This window comes from Klebsiella pneumoniae complex sp. WS1778 (assembly GCF_049472055.1).
Classification (GTDB): Bacteria; Pseudomonadota; Gammaproteobacteria; order Enterobacterales; family Enterobacteriaceae; genus Klebsiella; species Klebsiella quasipneumoniae.
Map to the genome: position 1 here is coordinate 1,949,009 of NZ_JBKGTJ010000001.1, position 24,007 is coordinate 1,973,015.

The following is a 24,007-nucleotide window of genomic DNA, read 5'->3' on the forward strand; positions in this document are numbered from 1 at the left end:
CGAGTCCCTCTCAGATGGACAAATTATTCATTTTCATACGCATCATTTCGCTGAGCGCAGGAGAAGCATCGCTTTTCACGCCAGCTTCCCACGCCGCACGGGCCCCTTGCTTATCGCCTTTGCTCAACAGAATTTCGCCGCGCAAATCAGCCACAATAGCGGTCCAGCCTTCACCTTTAATGCTGTCGAGGGTTTTCAGCGCCGCATCAGCCTGCTTCATCTGCAGTTGAACGCGGGCAAGACGCATACTGATAACCGATTTCAGATTATCATCAGACGCGGCAGCCAGCCCCTGCTGAAGCTGCTTTTCGGCGTTCGGCAGATCGTTCTGTTCAACAAAATGCTGTGCCAGCTCGAGAGAAGCGAAGGCGCCGTAGGTATTTTTATTGTCAGCCGCGAACTTCTCCGCCCCTGACAGCACTTCTGGCGTATTTGATTTCAGCGCGGAAGTCGCCTGTTCGTAAGCCAGCGACGCGTCTCTGGCGGTATCCTGCTGATGGGAGGTCCAGTAGCGCCAGCCAACCAGCGCGCCAATCCCTAAAATCACCCCGACCGCCAGCGCTTTGCCGTTTTCGGCAAAGAAGCGCTTCAGCGCATCGACCTGATCGTTCTCGTTGTTAAAAGTTTCCACGCAGTCCTTCTCCTGACTAATAATTCCCGGGAGATTAACCCAGAAGTGTGCGCAAATGCGCGGCAACGCTCTCCTGCGTTACGGTAGTTTGCTCACCTGAGCGTAAATCCTTCACTACCACGTTTCCGTCAGCGATCTCTGACTCACCCAGCACCAGCGCGACGCGTGCGCCCCACTTATCAGCGCGGGCGAACTGCTTCTTAAAGTTGCCGCCGCCGTGGTTGGTCATCAGTTTCACGCCCGGTAGCGCATCGCGAACCTGCTCAGCCAGACGCATGGCGGCGGACTGAGTATCGGTTCCGGAGGCTACCAGGTATATATCGACAACAGGATCGGCTTTAAATTCCGGATTCACTGCCTGGACCAGTAAAACAAGACGTTCCAGACCCATGGCGAAGCCCACGCCCGGGGTGGCACGACCGCCAAGCTGCTCAACCAGACCGTCGTAACGGCCGCCGGCGCAGACGGTGCCCTGGGAACCGAGACTGGTGGTCACCCACTCAAACACAGTGCGGTTATAGTAGTCGAGACCGCGCACCAGGCGCTGGTTGACGGTATAGCGGATCCCGGCATCGTCAAGCAACGCGCACAGGCCGGCAAAGTGGGCTTTCGACTCTTCGTCGAGATAATCGCCGAGCGCCGGCGCGTCGTTCAGCAGCGCCTGCACGTCCGGGTTTTTGGAGTCCAGCACCCGCAGCGGGTTGGTATACATCCGGCGTTTGCTGTCTTCATCAAGCTTATCGGTAAACTGCTCGAGATAAGCCACCAGCGCGTCGCGGTAGTTGGCGCGGGCTTCCAGCGAACCGATGGAGTTCAGCTCAAGGCTGACGTGATCGGAGATGCCCAGCTCACGCCACCAGCGCGCGGTCAGCATGATCAGCTCCGCATCGATGTCCGGCCCCTGCAGGCCGAAAACTTCGGCGCCGATCTGATGGAACTGGCGGTAACGGCCTTTCTGCGGACGCTCGTGGCGGAACATCGGCCCGACGTACCACAGGCGCTGTTCTTGATTGTACAGCAGACCATGTTCGATGCCGGCTCGTACGCAGCCCGCTGTCCCTTCCGGACGCAGCGTCAGGCTGTCGCCGTTGCGGTCCTCAAAGGTGTACATCTCTTTTTCAACCACGTCGGTCACTTCGCCGATCGCGCGTTTGAATAACGGGGTCTGCTCTACAATCGGCAAACGGATTTCGCTGTAACCGTAGCTACCGAGCACCTGCTTCAGTGAGCCTTCAATGCGCTGCCAGAGAGCGGTTTCGCCCGGCAGATAATCGTTCATGCCACGGATGGCTTGAATGTTCTTTGCCACGTTTATTCTCTTTATATATACAAAAATGAACCCCGGCGCCTCGCGCCCGCAGGTTCAATCATACACGGGAAGCGTATCGCTTCCCAACACGTTATTTTGCTTCAAGCTGTTGAACGTCAATCCGACGGGCTTCATCGAGCATCGAGGCTTTGGCGCGGATCCGCGCTTCAAGCTGGTCGATCATGTCGTTGTTGTCCAGGCGATCTTTACGCACGCCGTCTTCATACAGGCCGCTTTTCTTGTTGCCGCCGGTCACCCCGAGGGTGGAAACCAGCGCTTCGCCCGGGCCGTTCACCACGCAGCCGATGATCGAAACATCCATCGGGGTGATGATATCTTCCAGACGTTGCTCCAGGGCGTTCACCGTACCGATAACGTCAAACTCCTGACGCGAACAGGTCGGGCAGGCGATGAAGTTAATACCGCGGGAACGGATACGCAGCGATTTGAGGATATCGAAGCCAACCTTGATCTCCTCCACTGGATCCGCCGCCAGCGAGACGCGCAGCGTATCGCCGATCCCTTCGGACAACAGCAGCCCAAGACCGATCGCCGATTTCACCGCGCCGCTGCGCGCACCGCCCGCTTCGGTGATCCCGAGGTGCAGCGGCTGATCGATCTGTTTCGCCAGCAGGCGATAAGACTCTACCGCCAGGAAGACGTCAGAGGCTTTAACGCTGACTTTAAACTGATCGAAGTTAAGGCGATCGAGATGATCAACGTGGCGCATGGCAGATTCGAGCAGCGCCTGCGGCGTCGGCTCGCCATATTTTTCCTGCAGATCTTTTTCCAGCGAGCCGGCGTTGACGCCAATGCGGATCGGGATGTTTTTATCCCGTGCGCAATCTACGACCATGCGGATGCGCTCTTCGTTGCCGATGTTGCCTGGGTTGATACGCAGGCAGTCGACGCCATATTCTGCGACTTTCAGCGCAATACGGTAGTCAAAGTGGATATCGGCGACCAGCGGGACGTTGACCTGCTGTTTGATCAATTTGAACGCCTCAGCGGCGTCCATCGTCGGAACAGAGACGCGGACAATATCCGCGCCTACGCGCTCTAACGCTTTGATTTGATTTACGGTCGCAGCCACATCAGTGGTGCGCGTATTGGTCATTGACTGAACGGCGATGGGGGCCCCATCGCCAATTGGCACATTACCAACGTAAATACGTTTAGATTTTCTACGTTGAATCGGAGCCTGGTTATGCATGAAAAATCTCCCGCGTTACCCGTCTGTTACTGCGCCGGTGATGATTCGGCATTAAGGGTCAGACGCGCAACCTGGTTAGTTCTGATAAAACGACTTAAATCGACAGGCTTGCCCAGATACTGGATCTCTACCGCAGCCGGGGCGCCAATTTTCAGCTTATACGGCGCCTGACCGCTCAGGTTCAGGTTTCCGCCTTTACGCTGCAGGCCGCTGAACAATTTTTTGCCGGTGGCATCGCTCACTTCCAGCCAGCAGTCGGCGGAAAAGTTCATCACCAGATCCTGCGCCGATGCCGCCGGGTTCGTCACGTTCGCCTGATCGGTCGGCAATGGCGTGGCCGGGGTAGCCGGCGCCGTCGGGGCTGCGCCTGCGGTATCGACATTGGCCTGGGAAGGCGCGACAACGGCGTTATTGTCCGCTGGCGTCTGAGCCGGTGCGCTGGTGGTCGGGGCGCTGGCGGTATCGGTTGGCGCGCTGTTCGCAGCGCTATCGGCGGTCGGGGCTGCCGGGGCGCTGGTATCCAGCGGCACGCTCTGGCTACTGGTGTCGCCGCTGTTCAGCTCAGCGGAAGACTGATCGGCCATGGTGGAGATCTCTTCCTGCTGCGCCTTATGGTCTTGCCACCACCAGGCGCCGCTCAGGCCGATAACCACAAACAGCACCAGCCAGGTGAAGCTCATCAGCCAGCCGTCGCGTTTTTTGCGACGTTTACCTAAAGAGAAGCTCTGCATTGGCGCGACTTTCGCCGCACGGATGGGCGCTTGCTTGGCCATCATCGGCAGCAGCTCGTCTTCTGGAATATGTACGAGGCGAGCATAGGAGCGGATGTACCCGCGCAGGAAGGTGGAAGCGAGGTCGGCAGGCGCCTTATCGTCTTCAATATCACGAACCGTGGACACCTTCAGGCATAAGCGTTCTGCCACCGCTTGCTGGCTAAGTCCGAGTTGTTCGCGGGCGTGACGCAGACGCGCGCCCGTGGTGTTTGCTTCTTGATGATCTTGAGTGGCTTCAGTATTCATTCGCTACAACTACTGGTACGTGAAATTTAAAGTTCAGCGCGGGAAAAAGCCGGCGCCGCGAGACATCTGTGGTACGTCAGCCTCACAGTATAGGACTGTCAGCCGCGCGATCACAGAGACGAATCAAAATTGAATGCTAAGCGGTTGTTGTGCCGCTACATACTGCCTCAAAGTCGACAAAAACGCACCGTAATTATTAACCGAATCAGCGTATTTCGCCTGGCTATAGGTCATAAATATGGCCCGTGCCGCCTGCGCTGCACGGGCCATCATTTGTCAGACCGCTTTTACGTCAATCGCTTCGCCCTGCATCCGCTTACGCAGCGTGCGCTTGGTACGGTCGATAACATCGCCCGCCAGCTGACCGCAGGCGGCGTCGATATCGTCGCCGCGCGTTTTACGCACGATGGTCGTAAAGCCATACTCCATCAGGACTTTGGAGAAACGGTCGATGCGGCTGTTGGAGCTGCGGCCATACGGCGCGCCCGGGAACGGGTTCCATGGGATCAGGTTGATCTTACACGGCGTATCTTTCAGCAACGCCGCCAGTTCGTGGGCGTGCTCGGTGCCGTCGTTGACATGATCCAGCATCACGTACTCGATGGTCACCCGGCCCTGGTTGGCGTTGGACTTCGAAATATAGCCGCGCACCGAGTTGAGGAAGGTCTCGATGTTGTACTTTTTGTTGATCGGGACGATTTCGTCACGAATGGTATCGTTCGGCGCGTGCAGGGAGATCGCCAGCGCGACGTCGATCATATCGCCGAGTTTATCCAGCGCCGGCACCACGCCGGAAGTCGACAGGGTGACGCGACGTTTGGAGAGGCCAAAGCCGAAATCGTCGAGCATGATTTCCATCGCCGGAACGACGTTGTTGAGGTTTAGCAGCGGCTCGCCCATGCCCATCATCACCACGTTGGTGATCGGACGTACGCCGGTGGTCTTCACCGCGCCGACGATTTTCGCCGCGCGCCAGACCTGGCCGATAATTTCGGAAACCCGCAGGTTGCGGTTAAAGCCCTGCTGGGCGGTGGAGCAGAATTTACATTCCAGCGCGCAGCCTACCTGGGAGGAGACGCACAGGGTGGCGCGGTCTTCTTCCGGGATATAGACGGTCTCGACGCGCTGATCGCCAACGGCAATCGCCCATTTGATGGTCCCGTCGGTTGAGCGTTGTTCTTCAACTACTTCCGGGGCGCGGATCTCCGCCACTTCTTTCAGTTTACTGCGCAGGACTTTGTTGATGTCAGTCATCTCATCAAAGTCATCGCAGCAGTAGTGATACATCCATTTCATCACCTGATCGGCGCGGAAAGGCTTCTCGCCCATGTTTTTGAAAAACTCGCGCATCTGCTGACGGTTTAAATCCAGCAGGTTGATTTTGGCATCTTTGTTCGGCACCGTCAGAGCGGCGGTATCAGGCGTGACAATTTGTTCAGACATAATGTTTTCCGGCCTCGTTATTACACGTTATGGCCCCAGGTGGGTTGAAAAAGAAACGCCCCGGAGAGCGACAGCTCGTCCAGGGGCGCTATATTCTACAAATTCTGGCGCATCATTGCCACGTTTGCACAAAGCAATGATAAAAAATCTGTAACTGACTGCTCAATCCTCTAAGGCTTTTCGATTGTCGCAAGGCGGCAAGCAAGTGACAAATTCGTCGGGAACGAATTTGACCAGCCGTAGGCTGGCCTCCGGTGAGAGGCAGGAGCCTCTCATTAATCCCCGGGAGCATAGATAACTATGTGACCGGGGTGAACGCGCGCAGCCAACGCCGCGACGGTCGAAAAGACGACGAGGATTAGCGAGTGCGCGGGCAAACCTCGCCTTCAGCAAAGAAGAACGCGATTTCGCGAGCAGCGGATTCTACAGAGTCGGAACCGTGGGTGCCGTTCTCGGTGAAGCTGTCAGCGTAGTCAGCGCGCAGGGTACCCGCCAGCGCGTTTGCCGGGTTGGTCGCGCCCAGCAGATCACGGTGACGCTGAACCGCGTTTTCGCCTTCCAGGACGGAAACCACGATCGGGCCGGAGGTCATGAACTCAACCAGACCGTCGAAGAACGGGCGACCTTCGTGCTCAGCATAGAAACCACGAGCCTGCTCAACGGTCAGGTGCAGCATTTTGGTGCCGACGATTTTGAACCCTGCAGCTTCAAAGCGGGAAAAGATGCTGCCAATAACGTTTTTTGCCACCGCGTTTGGTTTGATGATGGAAAAAGTACGTTCAATAGCCATGATTACCTCTAATTAAATGTTCTGTTGTTGCACATACGATCGTATGGCCTGGCGCGCATTATAATGAGCATCCCCGCCCCTGCCTACGGATGAAGGTAACATTTTGTTAAAATAAGATGAGTATTGAAAACACAAACCGCCAACAACAAATTTACCCTGGTTATTGCAGGGTGAAACGCGCGGCCGCCGTTTGCCCTGCCTCATCCATCACCACCAGCTGCCACTCGCCGGGCTTATCCAGGGTTAGCGTGGTTCTCGCGCCGGCGGCATCTATCGGCTGGCCGTTGATAAACCACCAGCGCCGCCCTTCCCCGCCGCTGGTTTGCAGGGGCAACATCACCCGCGCCTCGCCCGGCAGACGTTTAATCACCGCCCCCTCGCGGACCCCGGAGAGCACCAGCGGTGCGACATCCTGAGTTTGCAGCGGCGGACATGCCCTTGATGCCGGCCCCAGACGCGCGGCGCGACGCTCACCCGGCGGTAGCCAGGGTTCCAGCGGCAGCGGCCAAACCTCAACCACCGTTTCGCGCGCCCCGGGACAATCCGCCGCCACCCGTTCGCCGTGTTCATTACGCCACACCGGGAAGCGGATCCCGCGCGCGCCCTCCTGCCCCGGCAGCAGCAGGGTCGGCGGCTGGCTGTCTTCCAGCAGCCAGCTGGCCAGGCGACGACGGCAGTTGCTGTCGCCCGCCGGCAGCGCCTGGCCGCCGGGCCAGCAGAGCGTCCCGCGGCTGACCGTTGCCGGGCGCGGATCGACCGGCAGGCCGCCGCGGCTCATCGCCGGGCGGGCGAGCAGCAGATTATTGACCTGATTGAGCAACGGCACCGCGCTGGCGAAACCAAACTGCCCCACCACCGGCGTACCGTCCGGACGCCCGGTCCAGATGCCTATCAGATAACGCGCATTGAGACCCACCGCCCATGCATCGCGATACCCGTAGCTGGTGCCGGTCTTCCAGGCCAGCGGCGCCACTTGCGGGAGTGAGGCATCGGGAACCGGTTGCGCTTCGCCGGCCAGGATGCGCCGGACGATCCACGCCGCCCCCGGGGATAGCAGCGCCCTTTCCACCAGCGGGTCTCCGGGCTTCATGCGCAGCCGCGCCGCCTTCCCGTGGCGGGCAAAGGCGCTGTATGCCGCGACGATATCTTCCAGCCTCGCCCCGGCGCCGCCAAGGATCAACGACAGATTTGGCTCGGCGCCGGCGGGCAGCATCAGGGGCAACCCGGCATTGCGCAAATTCGCCGCGAAACGTTTGGGCCCGTAGGCTTCAAGTACCTGGACCGCCGGCAGATTCAGGGAGCGCACCAGCGCCTCGCTGGCGCTCACCGGGCCGTGAAAGCCGCTGTCAAAGTTACCGGGGCGATAATCGCTAAAGCGCCGCGGCACATCCTGCAATAACGACGACGGATGAATCAGCCCCTCATCCATCGCCAGCGCATAAATGAAGGGTTTCAACACCGACCCCGGCGAACGGACCGCCGACGCCATATCAATGTGGCCAAAGCGGCTGTCGTCCGTAATATCCGCCGAACCCACCCAGCCGCGGACTTTCATATCCGTGTGATCGACCACGACCATCGCCAGCGAACTGCGCGGCGGCAGGCGCGATTTCCAGTTCAGCGCCAGATCCTCAAGCTGCCGCTGGAGTCCGGCATCGAGGGTCGTCACCACCTTTTCATCGCCACTGCTCGCCAGCGCCCGACGGGCGAAGAGCGGCGCCAGCTGCGGCATCTGGCGCGGAAACAGCCACACCGGCTCCTCCATCGCCTCCTTTACCGCCTGCTCCGGCCAAACGCCCTGACTGACCATACGCGCTAGCACTTTATCGCGCGCCGCCTGGGCCCGCTGCGGCCAGCGGTCCGGACGTAAACGGCTGGGCGCCTGGGGCAGCACCGCCAGCAGCGCCGCCTCGCCGTAGCTAAGCCGGGCAGGCGGCTTCCCGAGATAGGCCCAGCTGGCCGCGCCGATACCCTGCAGGGTGCCGCCAAATGGCGCGCGGTTCAAATAGAGGGTCAGAATGTCGCTTTTTGACAGATGCCACTCCAGCTGCAGCGCACGCCACAGCTGGCGCAGCTTGCCGCCGAAAGTGCGGGGGTGGGGATCGAGCAGGCGCGCCACCTGCATGGTAAGCGTGCTGCCGCCGGAAATGACCCGCCCGGAGGTGAGATCCTGCCAGGCGGCGCGCACTACAGCGAAGGGATTGACCCCCGGATGGCGCCAGAACCAGCGGTCTTCATACTGGATGAGCGCCTGAAGATAACGCGGCGACACGTCGGCGAGAGTGACCGGATAACGCCAGACGCCCTGCGCGTCGGCAAACCGCCACAGCGGCGTCCCGTCTTCCGCCACCACCACGCGGGCGGGCGTAACGTCCCGTAGCGGCAGCGGCCACAGGCGATCGGCCGCCAGCACCGCCAGCCACAGCAGAAAAATAAACGCCGCCAGCCCGCGCCAGCAGCGTTTTACCCGAGGCAATACGCGCATTTACGGCGTCACGGTGAGCGGGCCGCTGGCCGCTCCGGTCGCCCGCCACTGCGGCACATACATCGATTCCACCTGCGGCTGCGGGACCTGATAAGTGCCCGGCGTCACCGCTCGCGCCAGATAGACCAGCGTCACCGGCTGACCTTCATTGACCGCGACTGCGGCGACGAAGCGGTCATCGCGGAACTCGATATGCTGAATATCCGCCTGCTGCATCTGGTTAAGCAGGTTTTGCACCGCTTCGCCATTCTCCTGCAGGCTGGCGCTGCTGTTGGCCAAATTCTGGTTTTCCAGCTCCAGACCGGCTGGCAACAGATCAACCACCAGCGCGTCAGGCACGTTGCGTTTGGCGGTCACCTCCAGCTTGACGAGTACCAGTTCGCCGCTGCGCAGTGATGACAGCGATTTCTGCTGCCCCTGGGTATCGAAAATAGTTCGTTCAATCCCCAGGACGTTACCGCCCGGCTGCGGCGCGCTTTGCGGATAGCCGCTGCTGTCGAGGCGCAGCCACAGCGGCTGGCTGCCGGTGTTGCTCACCTGCAGTGCCGCCAGCCGATCGCCGTCGAGGTTGCGGGTTTGCGCTTTGTCGCCGGTCAGCGGCTCCGCCTGCAGCGAGGTTTGCGCCTGCCAGCTGCCCGGCAGGTCGGCCAGCGTCCGTCCGGCAAGGAACAGGGCGTTGGTTTCCTGGGTCGACAGCCAGCGCTGGCCATAGGCCTCTTCCGACAGCGTGCTCAAAAGCTGATTTTGCACCTCCGGCAGCAGCTTATTCTCTTCCAGCAGCGCCAGCTTCAGGGCGTCATCGCGAAGCGGGCTACCGTAATCGCCCAGCCAGCGTTTCTCATCCTGACGCGGGGTGGCAACCGCCAGCTTCAGCGCGGCGTCGCCGCGCGGCGCATCACCCATGGTTTTCAGCGCGATGCCGAGCTGCAACAGCGGCAAGCCGGATCGCGCCTGGTCGTGACGGCTCCAGATTTCACGCAAGGCGCCGAGGGGGGCTTTTTGCTGACGCGCCAGCACCAGCGCGGCATAGGCCTGAGCGGCAAAGCGGCTGGCCTGGGCGTCGTCGCTGTAGCGTACGGTCATCAGCCCCGGCTCCTGCAGGTAGCGCAGCAGGCGTTCATTGCCTTTATTGATAGCGTTGACCGGCACGCTGTAACCCTGCTCGCCGGCGCGAACGAGGAAATCCATGGCGTAAGCGGTCAGCCAGTACTCTTCCGGCCCCTCTTTATCCCATAGCGCAAAGCCGCCGTTTTCCAGCTGCATCTGCAGCAGGCGCGAGATGCCGACATCGATTGCCGCGCGGCGTTTTTCGTCGCTATCGCCGCTGATGCCCAGCGCCTTTAGCTGCGCCGCGCTGGTATACAGGGACGGGAACAGACCGCTGGCGGTCTGCTCAAGGCAGCCGTAAGGATAGGCTTTCAGATCGCGGATATAACGCGCGAGATTCAGCGGCGGCTTGCCGCTGAGCAGCAGCTGGCCCTGCAGCGTCTGCGGGGCGAAACCTGCCGATTGTGCCGCTGGCGCCTGCCAGCTTTCGCCGGGCTGCAGCACGGCGCCGCTGTTGACGGTCTGCGCCGGGAACGCCGGACGAACGCCGATTTTCCACTGTTTCTGCAGCGGGGCGAAGGTTTCCCCCGGCAGGCTCAGGCCGCTGATCGTGGCGTTCACCTGGCCATCGCCGAAGCCCGCCAGCGCGCTCACCGGCACAAACAGCGTGCTGCGTGCCCCCGGCGCCAGCTGCACCGGCGGCAGTTGACCCTCGGTCAAGGACACCAGCCCGCTGGCGGCAAGATGCACCTGCAGGGTTTGCGGTTTATCGGTCAGGTTGCTGAGATCCAGCGCCAGACGCGTAGTGTCGCCGCTGGCGAGGAAGCGCGGAGTGTTCAGCTCGGCGATGACCGGGGCGGCCACCACCACTTTATCTTCGCTGCTGCCAAAGTCATTCGCCGTCCAGGCCTGAGCCATCACCCGCAGTTCGCCGTTAAAATCACCGATCGGCAGCGTCACCGTCCCTTCGCCCTGATCGTTCAGCACCACCGGCTGCGCTTGTTGGGCGATGATGGTCACATGGTTAACCGGCGGTTTACCGCCACGTTTTAACTCGTCGCCATCGCCGCCGAAGCGCAGGCTGGCCACACGTCCCTGTCCTTCAATGACCTGGCCGTAAATATCATAGATATCCGCCCCATAACGTTTCTGGCCAAAGAAGGCGTTCCACGGATCCGGGGTGGCGTAATCGGTAATATTCAGCACCCCGCTATCGACCGCCGAGAGCAGAACGTTCACCTGTTTCGGCGCCTCGCCCTCTTTGACGCTGGCTTTCACTTTCACCGTCAGCGGCTGGTTGGGGCGCATTTTATCCGGGGCCTCCAGCGCCAGCGTCAGGCGACGGTTTTCATCGCCCAGCGGCAGATGCAGCAGGCCCACCGCGCGTTTCGGCGTCGCCGAGCGGGATTTATCGCCAGGACGAACCACCAGCGTGCTGAGGTAGAGGTCGTGGCGATTCCAGGCTTTATCCACCGGGATCGACAGGTCCATCCCCTCGGCAGGTACGTCAACCTCCTGCCACCACAGCGGCCCTTCGCTGGATTCCACCATCGCGTAGCCTTTACCCGCCGCCGGGGCAGCAATGTGCAGCCTGATGGTGTCACCCGGCTTATAGCTCGGTTTATCCAGCTTCATGGTGACCCGGTCCGGACGCGCTGCGCCGGTGCCTTCGCTGTTATCCTGCCAGCTGTAGCCCGCCCAGAAGCGCACGCTGCTGACGACATCGTCCGGTCCTTTCACCTCCAGGCGATAGGAGCCCCACTCTACCGGAAAGCTCACTTTACCGATCTGGCCGGCCTGCAAATCCAGCGACTCCTCGCCCTCCTGCAGATCTTTTTGATCGAACTGCGACTGCCAGCCTTCGCTGTCGGACCAGTTCCAGTAATAATCGCGGCGCTCGCGGATCAGCCGTACCTGCAGGCCGGAAACGGCTTTTTTCTCGCCTTTGGCGTCGGCATAGACGATATCAAACGCGGCGTTGCTGTTTTCATCCACCACCGGCTGCTTCACCGTGGTGTCAGTGCGGTAGTCGTAAACGTCCTGCAGGGTAAATTGCGGGCGGATCCCCGGCAGCGCCTCGGCAGGCCAGATCGGCTGCATAACCGTACGGGTGACCGGACGCCCGCCGGACTCCAGCAGGCTCGCCTGCAACACCACCTGCAGCGGCGAATGGCTATCCTGCCACTGGCTTGAGGTCGTCACTTCACCATGGCCGTTTTCATCCAGCGTCAGCTGGACTTCATCAAGGCTGCGGGAGAGATTTTCTTCCGCGATATCGCCGAACTGGAAGCCCGGCAGAGCGGCGACGGCGTCGCGCAGCGGGCGCAGGAACAGTTTGCCCTGCAGCTGGTTGCCGCTGGCCGGCGCGCCGTAGAGATAAGCGCCGCTGACGCCAAAGGCGACATCGGCATTCGGCGCGACAGGCGCCGCCTGCGGCGTCAGCTTCAGCGCCATGCGTTCCGGCATGAAGTCTTCGACGTGGAAATCCCATTCGCGGGGCTGATTGTCGCCAGTGCTGGCGCGAATGTGCCACATGCCGGTGGCCGCGCCGCTGTCGAGCGGATAAGTAAACTGGTACAGGCCGTTAACCGGCTTGCTCATCACCGAGCGGATCACCTGGCCATCCGGCTGGACCACCTCCAGCTTCACCGGCTGTTCCGCCAGCGGCTTGCCGTCGCTATCGCGCAACAGCGCATTGAGGATCACCGTTTCGCCCGGACGATAGAGATCCCGTGGGCCAAACATAAAGAACTGTTTACTGAAGCCAGGCGCGCCGGCAATGGAGAACTCCGCCAGATCCAACGCCGGCAGTTTGAGGTCAAGGAGCGTGGTCTGCCCCTCTTTGCGCGCCAGCAGCAGCGCGGCTTCTTTATCGGTTTGCAGGGTGACGTGACCCTGGCTATCGCTTTTCGCCTGCGCCAGGGTCTGCCCTTTGGCGTTGAGCAGCTGGACGTCGATACCAGACTGGGCGGCGCCGTTTTCCAGGCTCTGGGTAAAGACGTCCAGCCGGTTATGGTAACGATGCGCCGACACGCCGATGTCACTAAGGGTAAACAGCGTCGCCGCGTTGCTGTAGCTATAATGACCCGCCGGGTTCATGACCGCCACGTAGACGCCAGGCTGCTGGAGCGGCTTGATGTCGCTCAGCGGCAGCAGCAGCTTTTCGCGGGTATTGCGCGCCGGATTGAGGTCAAAGCGGCCGCTGTATACCAGATCGGCCATCTTCAGCAGCTCGTCGGATTCCCAGTTGCTTAATGAATTGCGGTATTCCCACTGACTGACGAAGGCCGAGAGCGATTCCGGCTTAATGCGGAAGAAGTTCACGTCGACGTTATCGACGTTCAGCGCCATCACCGGCAGCCCGGCGATCACGTTGCCCGGCAGCAGCGAGCCGCGGCTGGCAAACCCAACGCTTGGCGCGATATCACGGGTGGTCAGAGTCTTCTCGAATGGTTTATCGAGCGTCGCCTTGTTCAGGGCGACCAGCGTCGGGTCGACCGAGACAATCAGCTCGCGCTTTGGCTCCAGGTGACGCAGACGCAGCTCTTTGAGGTTCGGCGCCAGCTCCCAGGCGCCATCTACCTTACCGCTCTTCTTATCCACCAGGTGTACGCTGCGGGAGAAATCCTGGTCCGGCTGCAGCGGCACGGAAAAGGTCAGCACCAGGGTCGCGGCGCCATCCAGCTGCACCTCCGAGGCGTCGAGCAGCGTCAGCGCTTTGCCCTGACTTTTTTCCGCCAGCGCCGCCAGCTGGGCGCTGTCCGGTTTTGCCGCCGCGCCAGGGCCGCTATCGGCGGCCGGCGTCGGGGCCGTAGCCTGCGGTGCACCGCTGTCATCACACCCGGTTAATGAAAATGCGGTAAGGAGCGCCAGTGACAGCGCCGCTAAACGAAATGGTTTCATCCTTCTAACCCCTCGGCCGGTGGGCCTGATGCAAATTATCACTTTTTATTATGCGTTAAGGCGGCGCTTCTCAACAGTGATGACGCGGGTTTCTGCCGATTAATCAGAAAAGTGCCGTGACGTCGTCCCCACTCTGGCGTCCTTAACTTGTCAGCACCCGATAAAACGCCGACAATTCAGTCATGAATAGTAAAACGGAGGCACCTATGTCCACCTCGTTTTTTGTCGCCGCCGACTGGCTGGCGGAACATATTGATGACCCGGAGATCCAGATTATCGACGCCCGCATGGCGCCCGCCGGACAGGAGGCCCTGCGCGATATGGCCGCGGAGTACCGCGCCGGCCATGTGCCGAACGCGCTGTTTTTCGATATCGAGGCGCTGTCCGATCACACCAGCCCGCTGCCGCATATGATGCCGCGCGCCGAGGCGTTTGCCGTCGCCATGCGCGAACTGGGCGTCTGCAGCGATAAGCACCTCGTGGTTTATGACGAAGGCAATCTGTTTTCCGCGCCTCGCGCCTGGTGGATGCTGCGCGCCTTTGGCGTGGAGAAGGTGTCGATTCTGGCCGGTGGACTGGAGGGCTGGCGCCGCGACGAACTGCCGCTGGAACAAGGGGTGCCGGAGGTGGCCGAAGGGGAATTCGACGTACGCTTCGATCCTCAGCAAATTAAGCGCCTGACCGACGTGCTGCTGGTCAGCCATGAAGGGTCGGCACAGATTGTCGATGCGCGTCCGGCGGCCCGGTTTAACGGCCAGGCTGACGAACCGCGCCCGGGCCTGCGGCGCGGGCATATCCCCGGCGCGCTTAACGTGCCGTGGACGGATCTGGTGATTAACGGCGAGCTGAAGACCGTCGACGAGCTGAACGACATCTTTTTGCGTCAGGGCGTCGATTTTGACCGGCCCATTATCGCCAGCTGCGGCTCCGGCGTGACGGCGGCGGTGGTGGTGCTGGCGCTCACCACGCTTGGCGTGAACGGCGTCTGCCTGTACGACGGCTCATGGAGCGAATGGGGGGCGCGCAGCGATCTGCCGATTGAACCGGCTCCTGCCGCTCAGTAAACGCCGTATGGCCGCGGGCCCCCGTTCCGCGGCCACTAAATAATTTCTGATTTTCCCCGCCTCTTTCTCCTGCCAGCCGCTAAACCGGTTACTCTGTGCTGCCGCAGGGCTTGCGCCTGCCGTGTTCGCTTTACTGCCACCCACTATATAAGGAAATTGAATGATGGCTTTTTCATTACCGGATCTCATGGATGTCGTACACAAGCACAACCGCAATCCCACCCCAAAACCGATGCCCGTAGAGGAAGTGGATCGCCTGCGAGTACGGAAATACCGCGATCCGCAAAATAGCGAAACCGTGGCGCTTCCGGAAAGTTTGAAAGCGCTGCTGGCTTACGATTGCCAGCTGACAAGCCCCCACGGTCAACGGGTGCTGGAATCGGTTCTGGACGCCATTGATGAACATGGCGTCCTGCTTTCCGACTCGCTGGATGAAGATGCTTATTATATGAATGGCCTTGATATGATCGGGCTGGATATTGAAGAGCTGATGCCCGTCTGGAACGACGATCCGCGTCTTCCTGCCCTGATTCGCCTCTGCCATCCCGGAGATCAGCAGGTATTTATCTATGTCACCGAGCGTGATGAACAGGGTGAATATCCTGTCGTCCGCTTCGAGGGTAAAGAGAATGACCTTTGGCTGGCAGAATCGTCACTGATTGAATATCTGCAGGAGATTTTTGCCGGTGGAGAGGAGAGCCACGACGAATGGCAGCATCAGCAAGCCCTCAACCAGGCACGCGATGGCGCCTTGCTGGAGCTGGAATATCTTCATGAGGATCTTTACGCCAGGCTCGAAGGTTGCCCTGACTAATTCACCATCTCCCGCCGAAAGCGCGCTTAACGGGCGCCGTCGGGGCCAGCTCCAGGAGGGAGCGCTTAATCCCTAACCTGATGTCACCACAAGGAGTGAAAATGGCATTAGTCTCCAACCCACATTCTGCTTATTCCCCGCGCCTTCCCTGGCTGGGAGGCATCGCTGGCCTGCTGGTCGGCGGCGCGATCCTCTATTTTTGGCCGCAATGGAACCGAACATGGTTAAGCCTGGTTCCTGCGCCCGTTTCCGTCTATACCCGCTTTATCGGCGTCACTTTGGCAGACGTCCCGCTGATCACCTATGGTCATCAGGCGCTGCTGGGTTTTCTGATGGTGCTGCTCGCGCCCGGTTATGGTAAATCGACGCTTGCCGCATGGATGATGCACAACCCGGCGTCAAGCCGCCGCTGGCCCGGCGAGGTACTCCGTGCCTGGGTGACGAAATTTGGCCTGCTGGTCATGGTCTTTTGCAATCTGTTCTTTTTGTCCCGGGTCGGATCCGGGACCCTGGCGTTATATATTTTTATTCTCCAGCACATCAGCGTTGCCGCGGCGGTGACGTCAGGAGGGCTGCTGCTGCGTGACGCCCGACGTCTGGCCCGCACATTCGATGCTCAGCTGGCGGATCTGCGCCTTCTGATGCTCCTCACCCTCGGATTCCAGACGATTTTGCCGGCGCAGATCGCGCTGATGAGCGCCCGGGGCGTGAATACGCCGCTGGGCTGGTATATTGTCAGCGCGCAGATGGTGGGGGTGTTACTGGCGTTTATGCTGGTCGCCGGGCTGGTAGCAGCGCTACGCTATCTGTTGGGAGAGGAAAGGTGCAGTGCCTGGCGCGGGGATATGGCGCTCTTCAACGGCATCGTCACGCTGTGCGTGGCGGGATTTCTGCTCTATCACATGGTGTCAGCCTATCCGCGAATCGTTGCCGCCCTGCATTAATCTTTACCAACCCGCTTTGGCATCGAGCTGAAAGTATAGCGAAACCGGGGGCTGCCGCCCCCGCTGTCAGATAATGCGGTTTTGTTTGAAATCGCGCAGGAAGCTGCCCCAGCGCTTTTCATAGAACGGCGTGATATGGGCAATCATAAAGTGGCTGATGCCCTTCTCGCCGTCTACCACCTGGCAAATATCGATCGGCTCATCGCCGGGCAGGGTATCGGTGGCCACGCTGCCGGTGGTCTGAATAATGGACTCGATATCCCCTTCCGCTTCAATGCCGATAAGCAGATTAGCAGGCGCGTCGGCGTGCTCTTTGATCGAGCACAGGAACGCCCGCTTGACGGTTTTCAGCGTTTTGAACAGCGTGGTCAGCGAATCCACCATCTGCGCCGGCGGCTCGGCGACTTCAGACAGCAGCAGCGCTTCGCCCCCCTCCAGCACCGTCTGGGTGCTGAGCGGGCTGCCCTCTTCCCCGAGCAGATGGCTGATTTCCCGCGGGGTGAATTCTTTACCGCTCGGCAGCTTCGGGTTGAGGAACAGCGATTCGCCGAGAGTCATCGCCATCAGCGTGCGGGCCGGCATCATCACGAAAGCCTGTTCGTCTTCCACCGCCTGCTGCAGGGCCTCCAGCGAAGTGAAGAACGGAATGACCGACGTGCCGTCATCTTTTTCCCAGTGCTGCAGATCCAGCGCGCTATCTTCAACAATCTGCTCGCCATCGGCTGCGCTGCCCGGTACCCAGACGGTGGCCTCAAGCAGCGCGCTGAAAAATGCCGGACGATGAGCGGGCTCAGTAGCCGCTTTTTCCAGCAGGGTTTCTAATTCGTTTTTGGTTTCGGACATAGTTTGGCTACTTCAAAAATCGCCCGGCGGCGCGACGTCCGCACGGGCCTGCGGATTTTCCAGGCCGGGTAAGCGTAGCGCTACCCGGCAAGGCCATTACTCAGCCGTCAGCAGATTGGCGATAGTACGTACGCCAAGCCCCGTCGCGCCCGCCGACCACTGCTCAACGGCCGATTTGCGGTAGGTTGCCGAACAGTCGATATGCAGCCAGCCCTGGTGGTAGTTTTCCACGAAGTGGGACAGGAAGCCCGCCGCGGTGCTGGCGCCGGCCGGATAGGCTGCGCTGCCGGTATTGTTCAGTTCCGCGAAGTTAGACGGCAGCTGATTACGGTGGAATTCGGCCAGCGGCAGACGCCAGAACGCTTCATTTTCCGCCTGGGCGCTCGCCAGCAGGCGATTCGCCAGCGCATCGTCAAAGCTGAACAGCGCGTGGTAGTCGTTGCCGAGGGCGGTTTTCGCCGCGCCGGTCAGGGTGGCGGCATCGACGATCAGCTCAGGCTTCTGCGCCGAAGCGTCAATCAGGCCATCCGCCAGCACCAGACGACCTTCGGCGTCGGTGTTCATCACTTCGACGGTTTTGCCGTTGCGATAATGAATAATATCGCCCAGTTTGAAAGCGTTGCCGCTGATCAGGTTGTCGGCGCAGCACAGATAGAGCTTCACGCGCTTATTCAGCCCGCGGGTAATGGCGAAAGCCAGAGCGCCGGTGACAGTCGCCGCGCCGCCCATATCAGACTTCATTGAATCCATAAAGGCGCTCTGTTTGATGCTGTAGCCGCCGGAATCAAAGGTGATGCCTTTACCTACCAGACAGGCGTATACCGGGGCTTCTTTATCGCCGGTCGGGTTATAGTCCAGCGCCAGCAGAACCGGCGGACGCTCGGAGCCGCGGCCGACGGTGTGCAGGCCGAGATAGCCCTGCTCACGCAGATCTTCGCCTTTGGTGATGCGATAGCTCATCTTTTCGCCCGCCACGCTGCACAGCAGGTCGACGGCGCGCTGCGCCAGCTGTTCCGGGCCCAGCTCTTCCGCCGGCGCATTGATGGTGTCGCGCACCCAGTCAATAATGGTCAGACGGTTATCCAGCTCGCTTTTCTGCACATCGTCCAGGGTCGGCCATTCAACTTTTCGGGTGCCTTTCGGGCCTTTATAGCCCGCCCAGAACGCCCACGCGCGGTCGGTGTTCCAGCCTTCGCCGCTTAACGCGACATGCTTGATGCCCATGCCGTCAATTTTACGCGCCGCGCGCTGAATCAAGCCCAGGTCGTCTTTACCGTTGAGATGCAGGGCAATGCCATCATTATTAATGCTGTAAGACGCCTTCTCTCCCCAGCGCGCATCGGCTGGCTGAGTGGAAAGCGTAATCTTCATGGCTTCGGTCATTATCATTATCCTTCTTAGCAAACGGGCCACCGTATGGCAGCCCGTAACGTTCTCTCGCTCGATGATTCATCCGACTTTATACCGCCGCATAAATCATGACGCGAAAATTATTCGGCTTCGTCTAACCAGACTAACAGAATCGCCTCGAGAATTTTTTCATTGGATGCGTTCGGATCATCATCAAACTCTTCCAGATCGCAAATCCACTGATGCATGTCGGTAAAGCGAACGGTTTTTGGGTCGAGGTCAGGGTAAGCGTCATACAGCGCTTCGCCGATTTCACGACTGTCGGTCCATTTCAGTGCCATATTAGTGCTCGCGTGCGTGGTTGATGGTGTAACGCGGGATCTCAACGACCAGATCTTCGTCGGTGACGCGCGCCTGGCAGCTCAGGCGGCTGTCAGGCTCCAGTCCCCAGGCTTTATCCAGCATATCGTCTTCATCTTCGGTACTTTCCGCCAGCGAGTCAAAGCCTTCACGCACGATGCAGTGGCAGGTGGTGCAGGCACAGGATTTTTCGCAAGCGTGTTCAATCTCGATGCCGCTACGCAGCGCCGCATCCAGAATAGTCTCACCGGTCTCAGCTTCCACAACGATGCCATCCGGACACAGGTCCTGGTGGGGCAGAAATACAATTTTTGGCATTTTAAACCTCGTCCACGGATTGGCCTTTCAGCGCGATACGGACCGACTGATCCATACGGCGGGCGGCGAATTCCTGGGTTTGTGTGTCGATATTTTTAATCGCTTCTTTAATGGCGTCGGCGTCGTCGCCTGCCGCGGCGGCGCGTACCTGCTCCGCAGCAGCATCGATAGCCTGACGCTCCGCGGCGCTTAACAGCGCGGCGTCGGCGGCCAGCGCGCTTGTCAGGCTTTCCAGGACGCGTGCGGCTTCTACTTTCTGTTCAGCCAGCATGCGCGCCTGAATATCCTGTTCGGCGTAGCTCATCGAATCTTTAATCATGGTGGCGATTTCGCCATCGGTCAGACCGTAAGACGGTTTCACCTGAATAGAGGCTTCCACGCCGGTCGATTTTTCCATCGCCGTGACGCTCAGCAGGCCATCGGCATCCACCTGGAAGGTGACGCGAATATGCGCCCCGCCCGCCGGCAGCGCCGGGATACCGCGCAGCGCAAAGCGCGCCAGCGAACGGCAATCCTGCACCAGCTCACGCTCGCCCTGCATCACATGAATGGACATCGCCGTCTGGCCATCTTTGAAGGTGGTGAACTCCTGGGCGCGGGCCACCGGAATGGTGGTATTACGCGGGATCACTTTCTCCACCAGACCGCCCATGGTTTCCAGCCCTAACGACAGCGGGATAACGTCGAGCAGCAGCAGTTCGCTGTCCGGCTTGTTGCCGACCAGAATATCGGCCTGGATCGCCGCGCCAATGGCGACGACTTTGTCCGGGTCAATGGCGGTCAGCGGGATGCGGCCGAAGAATTCGCCTACGCGCTCACGCACCAGCGGCACGCGGGTCGAACCGCCGACCATCACCACTTCCAGCACCTCTTGCGCCTCAACGCCAGCGTCTTTCAACGCCCGGCGGCAGGCCATTAACGTGCGTTTTACCAGCGGGGCGATCAGATCGTTAAACTGGCTGCGGGTAATATCGCCCTGCCAGCCGCCGACCTCAACGTGCGCCACCTCGGCATCGCTAAGGGCAATTTTCGCCGCGATGGCGGCATCCAGCAGCTCACGCTGCAGGCGGTTGTCGCTACGGTCGCTGAAGCCCGCCTGCTCGCGCAGGTAGTCCGCCAGCAGATGATCGAAATCATCCCCGCCGAGGGCCGAGTCGCCGCCGGTAGCCAGCACTTCAAACACCCCGCGGCTTAAGCGCAGAATAGAGATATCGAAGGTGCCGCCGCCGAGATCGTAGACCGCAATCACCCCTTCCTGGCCGGAATCAAGGCCATAGGCGATAGCCGCCGCGGTCGGTTCATTAAGCAGGCGCAGCACGTGCAGACCCGCCAGACGCGCCGCGTCTTTGGTCCCCTGACGCTGGGCGTCATCAAAATAAGCGGGGACGGTGATCACCACGCCGTCGAGCTCGCCGGCCAGCGCTTCAGTGGCCCGGGCAGCCAGCGCTTTCAGAATATCGGCGGAGACGCGAATCGGGTTCAGCAGGCCGCCGGCGGTCTGGATCATCGGCAGGCCGTTTTCACTGGCCTGCAGCTGATACGGCAGATGCGGATAGCGATGTTGGATATCGGCGAGGGAGCGCCCCATCATCCGTTTCACGGAACTGATGGTGTTGGCGGGATCCTGGGCGGCGTTCAGCCGGGCGTCATAGCCGACGGTCAGCCCCGATGCGTGGTAGTTCACCACCGACGGCAGCAGATAGCGGCCTTGATGATCGGGCAGAGTCTCGGCCTGGCCGCTACGCACGGTAGCCACCAGAGAATTGGTGGTGCCCAGGTCGATACCGGCCGCCAGACGACGCTGGTGCGGCGCGGCGCTCAGGCCGGGCTCACTAATTTGTAATAAGGCCATAATTGCTTCCGAAAATTAAAAATCGAGCAGTTTTTCTTCGAGTTCTTCAGCACTGCTGCGCAGTTTATCGAGGAAACGGAGCTTACGCACCGTGTCCGCCGCCGCCTCCCAGCTCTCATTATGCAATTGGTCAACCATCAGCTGATGGCGGGTATCAAACAGCGCTTTCACTCGTTTGATAAAGCTTTCCAGCCGCGCTTCGTCTTTCGCCTGGCCGATCTCATCCAACTCTTCGCGCAGTTCCAGCTGTTCCATCAGGAACGCGGTATCGCGAACGGTATGCTGCTCGCTGGCCAGATCGAAGCCATGCAGCGAGAGGAGGTATTCTGCGCGGGTCAGGGGATGGCGCAGCGTCTGCCAGGCCTGGTTAATGGTGGCGGAATACTGAACCGCCGCAAGCTGCTCCGCAGCGGGCGCGCTGGCAAATTTATCCGGATGGTACTGGCGCTGCAGATCCTGATACCGGACAGCCAGTTGTTCAAGCGAGAGGGTATAGCTGGCTGGTAACCCGAAGAGGGTGAAATAGTCCATAGTAACCTCAGGGTCATGCATCTAAACGAAAACCCCACGCGCGGCGTGACCGCGGTGGGGTTGGGGTGTACCGATTATACGTTAAAGCTTTCGCCGCAGCCGCACTCATCTTTGACGTTCGGGTTGGTGAACTTAAACCCTTCGTTAAGGCCTTCTTTGACGAAGTCCAGCTGCGTGCCGTCGAGGAATTGCAGACTTTTGCCGTCGATCACGACCTTCACGCCTTTGTCTTCAAACACGGTGTCTTCAGCCGCCGGCTCGTCAACAAACTCCAGTACATAGGCCATACCTGAGCAGCCGGAGGTTCTCACGCCCAGGCGCAGGCCAAACCCTTTTCCGCGGTTTGCCAGGAAGGCATTGACTCGCGCTGCTGCACTGTCGCTAAGAGTAATCGACATAACAAAACCTCAACTAATTATTTTGCTTCACGTTTGCTTTTGTAATCCGCAATCGCGGCTTTAATCGCGTCTTCCGCCAGAATAGAGCAGTGAATTTTCACCGGCGGCAGTTCCAGTTCATCGGCGATATCGGTGTTCTTGATCGCCTGCGCTTCGTCCAGGGATTTACCCTTCACCCACTCGGTGACCAGGGAGCTGGAAGCGATAGCAGAACCACAGCCGTAGGTCTTGAAGCGCGCGTCTTCAATGATACCTTCATTGTTGACTTTAATCTGCAACTTCATCACGTCGCCGCAGGCCGGCGCGCCGACCATGCCGCTGCCGACGTTCTCGTCGCTGTTGTCAAAAGAGCCGACGTTGCGCGGGTTCTCGTAATGATCGATAACTTTTTCGCTGTATGCCATGATGAATTCTCCTTATTGGTGCCGAATTAGTGATGTGACCATTCAATACTGTTCAGATCCACGCCCTGTTTGAACATTTCCCACAGTGGAGAAAGCTCGCGCAGACGGCCAATGGATTTACGAATCAGGTTGATGGCGTAGTCAATCTCTTCTTCGGTAGTGAAACGACCTAAAGAGAAACGAATAGAACTGTGCGCCAGTTCATCAGTCATGCCTAACGCGCGCAGCACGTAGGATGGCTCAAGGCTCGCGGAAGTACAGGCTGAACCGGAGGAAACCGCCAGGTCTTTCAGCGCCATAATCAGCGACTCGCCTTCAACATAGTTGAAGCTGACGTTAAGAATGTTCGGCGCGCCCTGCTCAAGGTCGCCGTTGAGGTACACTTCTTCCATATCCTTCACGCCGTTCCACAGACGGTTGCGCAGCGTGCGCAGACGCGCCATCTCGCTTTCCATCTCTTCTTTGGCGATACGGTAAGCTTCACCCATGCCGACGATCTGGTGAACAGGCAGAGTACCGGAACGCATACCGCGCTCGTGGCCGCCGCCGTGGATTTGCGCTTCGATACGAATGCGCGGCTTACGACGCACGTACAGCGCGCCGATGCCTTTCGGACCGTAGATTTTGTGACCGGAGAAGGACATCAGGTCCACTTTCAGCTGGCTGAGATCGATAGGCAGCTTGCCCACGCTCTGGGTGGCGTCTACGTGGTAAATGATACCGCGGGCGCGACACATCTCGCCGATGGTAGCGATATCCTGCACCACGCCGATTTCGTTATTCACATGCATGATGGAAACCAGGATGGTGTCGTCACGCATCGCCGCTTCCAGCTCTTTCAGATCGATAATCCCGTTGCTCTGCGGCGCCAGGTAGGTCACTTCGAAGCCTTCGCGCTCCAGCTGACGGCAGGTATCCAGAACCGCTTTATGCTCGGTTTTGCTGGTGATGATGTGCTTGCCTTTTTTCTGATAAAAGTTGGCAGCACCCTTGATCGCCAGGTTGTCGGATTCAGTCGCACCAGAGGTAAAGACGATTTCGCGCGGGTCGGCACCGACCAGCTCGGCAATCTGATTGCGGGCGATATCAACCGCCTCTTCAGCCTGCCAGCCAAAACGGTGGGAACGAGAGGCCGGGTTACCAAAGGTCCCGTCCATGGTCAGGAACTGCATCATTTTCTCGGCAACACGCGGGTCCACCGGCGTGGTTGCGGAGTAATCGAGGTAAATCGGTAATTTCATTGCTCTTAAACTCCGTACATCACTCAATGCAAGGAATCAGGCAACCGG

20 protein-coding genes are annotated in these 24,007 nt (G+C 59.8%); 3 read left to right on the forward strand and 17 right to left on the reverse strand.

The annotated features are described in order from the left end of the window. Window positions 1–10: 10 nt before the first annotated feature. From ACLEXF_RS09705 to ACLEXF_RS09740, 8 genes are all read right to left on the reverse strand, one after another. On the reverse strand, window positions 11–631 hold the full coding sequence (locus ACLEXF_RS09705; protein ID WP_004201892.1) for a YfgM family protein: 621 nt from the start codon (window positions 629–631) through the stop codon (window positions 11–13). 34 nt (window positions 632–665) lie between these two features. Then, entirely contained in the window at window positions 666–1,940 is a 1,275-nt protein-coding gene (gene hisS / locus ACLEXF_RS09710) for a histidine--tRNA ligase (RefSeq protein WP_004201891.1), read from the reverse strand. 91 nt (window positions 1,941–2,031) lie between these two features. Further along, on the reverse strand, window positions 2,032–3,153 hold the full coding sequence (gene ispG / locus ACLEXF_RS09715) for a flavodoxin-dependent (E)-4-hydroxy-3-methylbut-2-enyl-diphosphate synthase (protein WP_004201890.1): 1,122 nt from the start codon (window positions 3,151–3,153) through the stop codon (window positions 2,032–2,034). Window positions 3,154–3,179: 26 nt separating this feature from the next. Further along, a complete protein-coding gene (rodZ, locus tag ACLEXF_RS09720) occupies window positions 3,180–4,172 on the reverse strand; it encodes a cytoskeleton protein RodZ (RefSeq protein WP_004201889.1) in 993 nt (330 codons plus the stop codon). Between the two features lie 276 nt (window positions 4,173–4,448). After that, window positions 4,449–5,615, reverse strand: a complete 1,167-nt coding sequence (locus tag ACLEXF_RS09725; RefSeq protein ID WP_002913894.1) for a bifunctional tRNA (adenosine(37)-C2)-methyltransferase TrmG/ribosomal RNA large subunit methyltransferase RlmN — start codon at window positions 5,613–5,615, stop codon at window positions 4,449–4,451. A gap of 358 nt (window positions 5,616–5,973) precedes the next feature. After that, on the reverse strand, window positions 5,974–6,405 hold the full coding sequence (ndk, locus tag ACLEXF_RS09730) for a nucleoside-diphosphate kinase (RefSeq protein WP_004144312.1): 432 nt from the start codon (window positions 6,403–6,405) through the stop codon (window positions 5,974–5,976). A 160-nt stretch (window positions 6,406–6,565) separates the two neighbouring features. After that, window positions 6,566–8,890, reverse strand: a complete 2,325-nt coding sequence (pbpC, locus tag ACLEXF_RS09735) for a peptidoglycan glycosyltransferase PbpC (protein WP_065903375.1) — start codon at window positions 8,888–8,890, stop codon at window positions 6,566–6,568. Then, window positions 8,891–13,840 (reverse strand): alpha-2-macroglobulin family protein, encoded by a 4,950-nt coding sequence (locus ACLEXF_RS09740; protein ID WP_407259638.1) that lies wholly within the window; start codon window positions 13,838–13,840, stop codon window positions 8,891–8,893. It abuts the gene before it with no gap. A 206-nt stretch (window positions 13,841–14,046) separates the two neighbouring features. Here ACLEXF_RS09740 and sseA point away from each other — a divergent pair, with 206 nt between their 5' ends. The 3 genes from sseA (at window position 14,047) to ACLEXF_RS09755 (ending at window position 16,662) form a co-directional block, all read left to right on the forward strand. Beyond that, window positions 14,047–14,904, forward strand: coding sequence for a 3-mercaptopyruvate sulfurtransferase (gene sseA, locus ACLEXF_RS09745; RefSeq protein WP_004201882.1), 858 nt, complete (start codon window positions 14,047–14,049; stop codon window positions 14,902–14,904). A 163-nt stretch (window positions 14,905–15,067) separates the two neighbouring features. Beyond that, window positions 15,068–15,718: a DUF5066 family protein gene (locus ACLEXF_RS09750; RefSeq protein WP_043520429.1), complete on the forward strand. Its 651-nt coding sequence runs from the start codon at window positions 15,068–15,070 to the stop codon at window positions 15,716–15,718. Window positions 15,719–15,819: 101 nt separating this feature from the next. Continuing rightward, entirely contained in the window at window positions 15,820–16,662 is an 843-nt protein-coding gene (locus ACLEXF_RS09755) for a hypothetical protein (RefSeq protein WP_053810088.1), read from the forward strand. 66 nt (window positions 16,663–16,728) lie between these two features. On the opposite strand, the gene sseB is transcribed toward ACLEXF_RS09755, so the two are convergent. From sseB to iscS, 9 genes are all read right to left on the reverse strand, one after another. After that, window positions 16,729–17,505: an enhanced serine sensitivity protein SseB gene (gene sseB, locus ACLEXF_RS09760; RefSeq protein WP_004201877.1), complete on the reverse strand. Its 777-nt coding sequence runs from the start codon at window positions 17,503–17,505 to the stop codon at window positions 16,729–16,731. 96 nt (window positions 17,506–17,601) lie between these two features. Then, on the reverse strand, window positions 17,602–18,888 hold the full coding sequence (gene pepB, locus ACLEXF_RS09765; RefSeq protein WP_004201874.1) for an aminopeptidase PepB: 1,287 nt from the start codon (window positions 18,886–18,888) through the stop codon (window positions 17,602–17,604). Window positions 18,889–18,995: 107 nt separating this feature from the next. Next, window positions 18,996–19,196 carry a Fe-S cluster assembly protein IscX gene (gene iscX, locus ACLEXF_RS09770; protein WP_002913954.1) on the reverse strand — a complete coding sequence of 67 codons (201 nt, stop codon included), beginning with the start codon at window positions 19,194–19,196 and terminating at the stop codon, window positions 18,996–18,998. Window position 19,197: 1 nt separating this feature from the next. Beyond that, window positions 19,198–19,533, reverse strand: a complete 336-nt coding sequence (gene fdx, locus ACLEXF_RS09775) for an ISC system 2Fe-2S type ferredoxin (protein WP_004201872.1) — start codon at window positions 19,531–19,533, stop codon at window positions 19,198–19,200. A gap of 1 nt (window position 19,534) precedes the next feature. After that, complete coding sequence (gene hscA, locus ACLEXF_RS09780) at window positions 19,535–21,385, reverse strand: Fe-S protein assembly chaperone HscA (RefSeq protein ID WP_407259637.1); 1,851 nt, start codon at window positions 21,383–21,385, stop codon at window positions 19,535–19,537. Window positions 21,386–21,400: 15 nt separating this feature from the next. After that, window positions 21,401–21,916, reverse strand: a complete 516-nt coding sequence (gene hscB, locus ACLEXF_RS09785) for a co-chaperone HscB (RefSeq protein ID WP_004201868.1) — start codon at window positions 21,914–21,916, stop codon at window positions 21,401–21,403. A gap of 74 nt (window positions 21,917–21,990) precedes the next feature. Then, window positions 21,991–22,314 carry an iron-sulfur cluster assembly protein IscA gene (iscA, locus tag ACLEXF_RS09790; protein WP_002913979.1) on the reverse strand — a complete coding sequence of 108 codons (324 nt, stop codon included), beginning with the start codon at window positions 22,312–22,314 and terminating at the stop codon, window positions 21,991–21,993. Window positions 22,315–22,331: 17 nt separating this feature from the next. After that, window positions 22,332–22,718 carry a Fe-S cluster assembly scaffold IscU gene (gene iscU, locus ACLEXF_RS09795; protein WP_002913991.1) on the reverse strand — a complete coding sequence of 129 codons (387 nt, stop codon included), beginning with the start codon at window positions 22,716–22,718 and terminating at the stop codon, window positions 22,332–22,334. Window positions 22,719–22,744: 26 nt separating this feature from the next. Beyond that, window positions 22,745–23,959, reverse strand: a complete 1,215-nt coding sequence (iscS, locus tag ACLEXF_RS09800) for a cysteine desulfurase (RefSeq protein ID WP_017900428.1) — start codon at window positions 23,957–23,959, stop codon at window positions 22,745–22,747. Window positions 23,960–24,007 lie beyond the last annotated feature (48 nt).

Coding starts and splice junctions, on each gene's coding strand:
- fdx (WP_004201872.1), bottom strand. CDS start 19,533: ATGCCAAAAATTGTATTTCTGCCCCACCAGGACCTGTGTCCGGATGGC.
- pepB (WP_004201874.1), bottom strand. CDS start 18,888: ATGACCGAAGCCATGAAGATTACGCTTTCCACTCAGCCAGCCGATGCG.
- rodZ (WP_004201889.1), bottom strand. CDS start 4,172: ATGAATACTGAAGCCACTCAAGATCATCAAGAAGCAAACACCACGGGC.
- sseA (WP_004201882.1), top strand. CDS start 14,047: ATGTCCACCTCGTTTTTTGTCGCCGCCGACTGGCTGGCGGAACATATT.
- pbpC (WP_065903375.1), bottom strand. CDS start 8,890: ATGCGCGTATTGCCTCGGGTAAAACGCTGCTGGCGCGGGCTGGCGGCG.
- ACLEXF_RS09755 (WP_053810088.1), top strand. CDS start 15,820: ATGGCATTAGTCTCCAACCCACATTCTGCTTATTCCCCGCGCCTTCCC.
- iscA (WP_002913979.1), bottom strand. CDS start 22,314: ATGTCGATTACTCTTAGCGACAGTGCAGCAGCGCGAGTCAATGCCTTC.
- hscB (WP_004201868.1), bottom strand. CDS start 21,916: ATGGACTATTTCACCCTCTTCGGGTTACCAGCCAGCTATACCCTCTCG.
- ACLEXF_RS09725 (WP_002913894.1), bottom strand. CDS start 5,615: ATGTCTGAACAAATTGTCACGCCTGATACCGCCGCTCTGACGGTGCCG.
- ACLEXF_RS09750 (WP_043520429.1), top strand. CDS start 15,068: ATGGCTTTTTCATTACCGGATCTCATGGATGTCGTACACAAGCACAAC.
- iscX (WP_002913954.1), bottom strand. CDS start 19,196: ATGGCACTGAAATGGACCGACAGTCGTGAAATCGGCGAAGCGCTGTAT.
- sseB (WP_004201877.1), bottom strand. CDS start 17,505: ATGTCCGAAACCAAAAACGAATTAGAAACCCTGCTGGAAAAAGCGGCT.
- iscS (WP_017900428.1), bottom strand. CDS start 23,959: ATGAAATTACCGATTTACCTCGATTACTCCGCAACCACGCCGGTGGAC.
- hscA (WP_407259637.1), bottom strand. CDS start 21,385: ATGGCCTTATTACAAATTAGTGAGCCCGGCCTGAGCGCCGCGCCGCAC.
- ACLEXF_RS09740 (WP_407259638.1), bottom strand. CDS start 13,840: ATGAAACCATTTCGTTTAGCGGCGCTGTCACTGGCGCTCCTTACCGCA.
- ndk (WP_004144312.1), bottom strand. CDS start 6,405: ATGGCTATTGAACGTACTTTTTCCATCATCAAACCAAACGCGGTGGCA.
- ispG (WP_004201890.1), bottom strand. CDS start 3,153: ATGCATAACCAGGCTCCGATTCAACGTAGAAAATCTAAACGTATTTAC.
- iscU (WP_002913991.1), bottom strand. CDS start 22,718: ATGGCATACAGCGAAAAAGTTATCGATCATTACGAGAACCCGCGCAAC.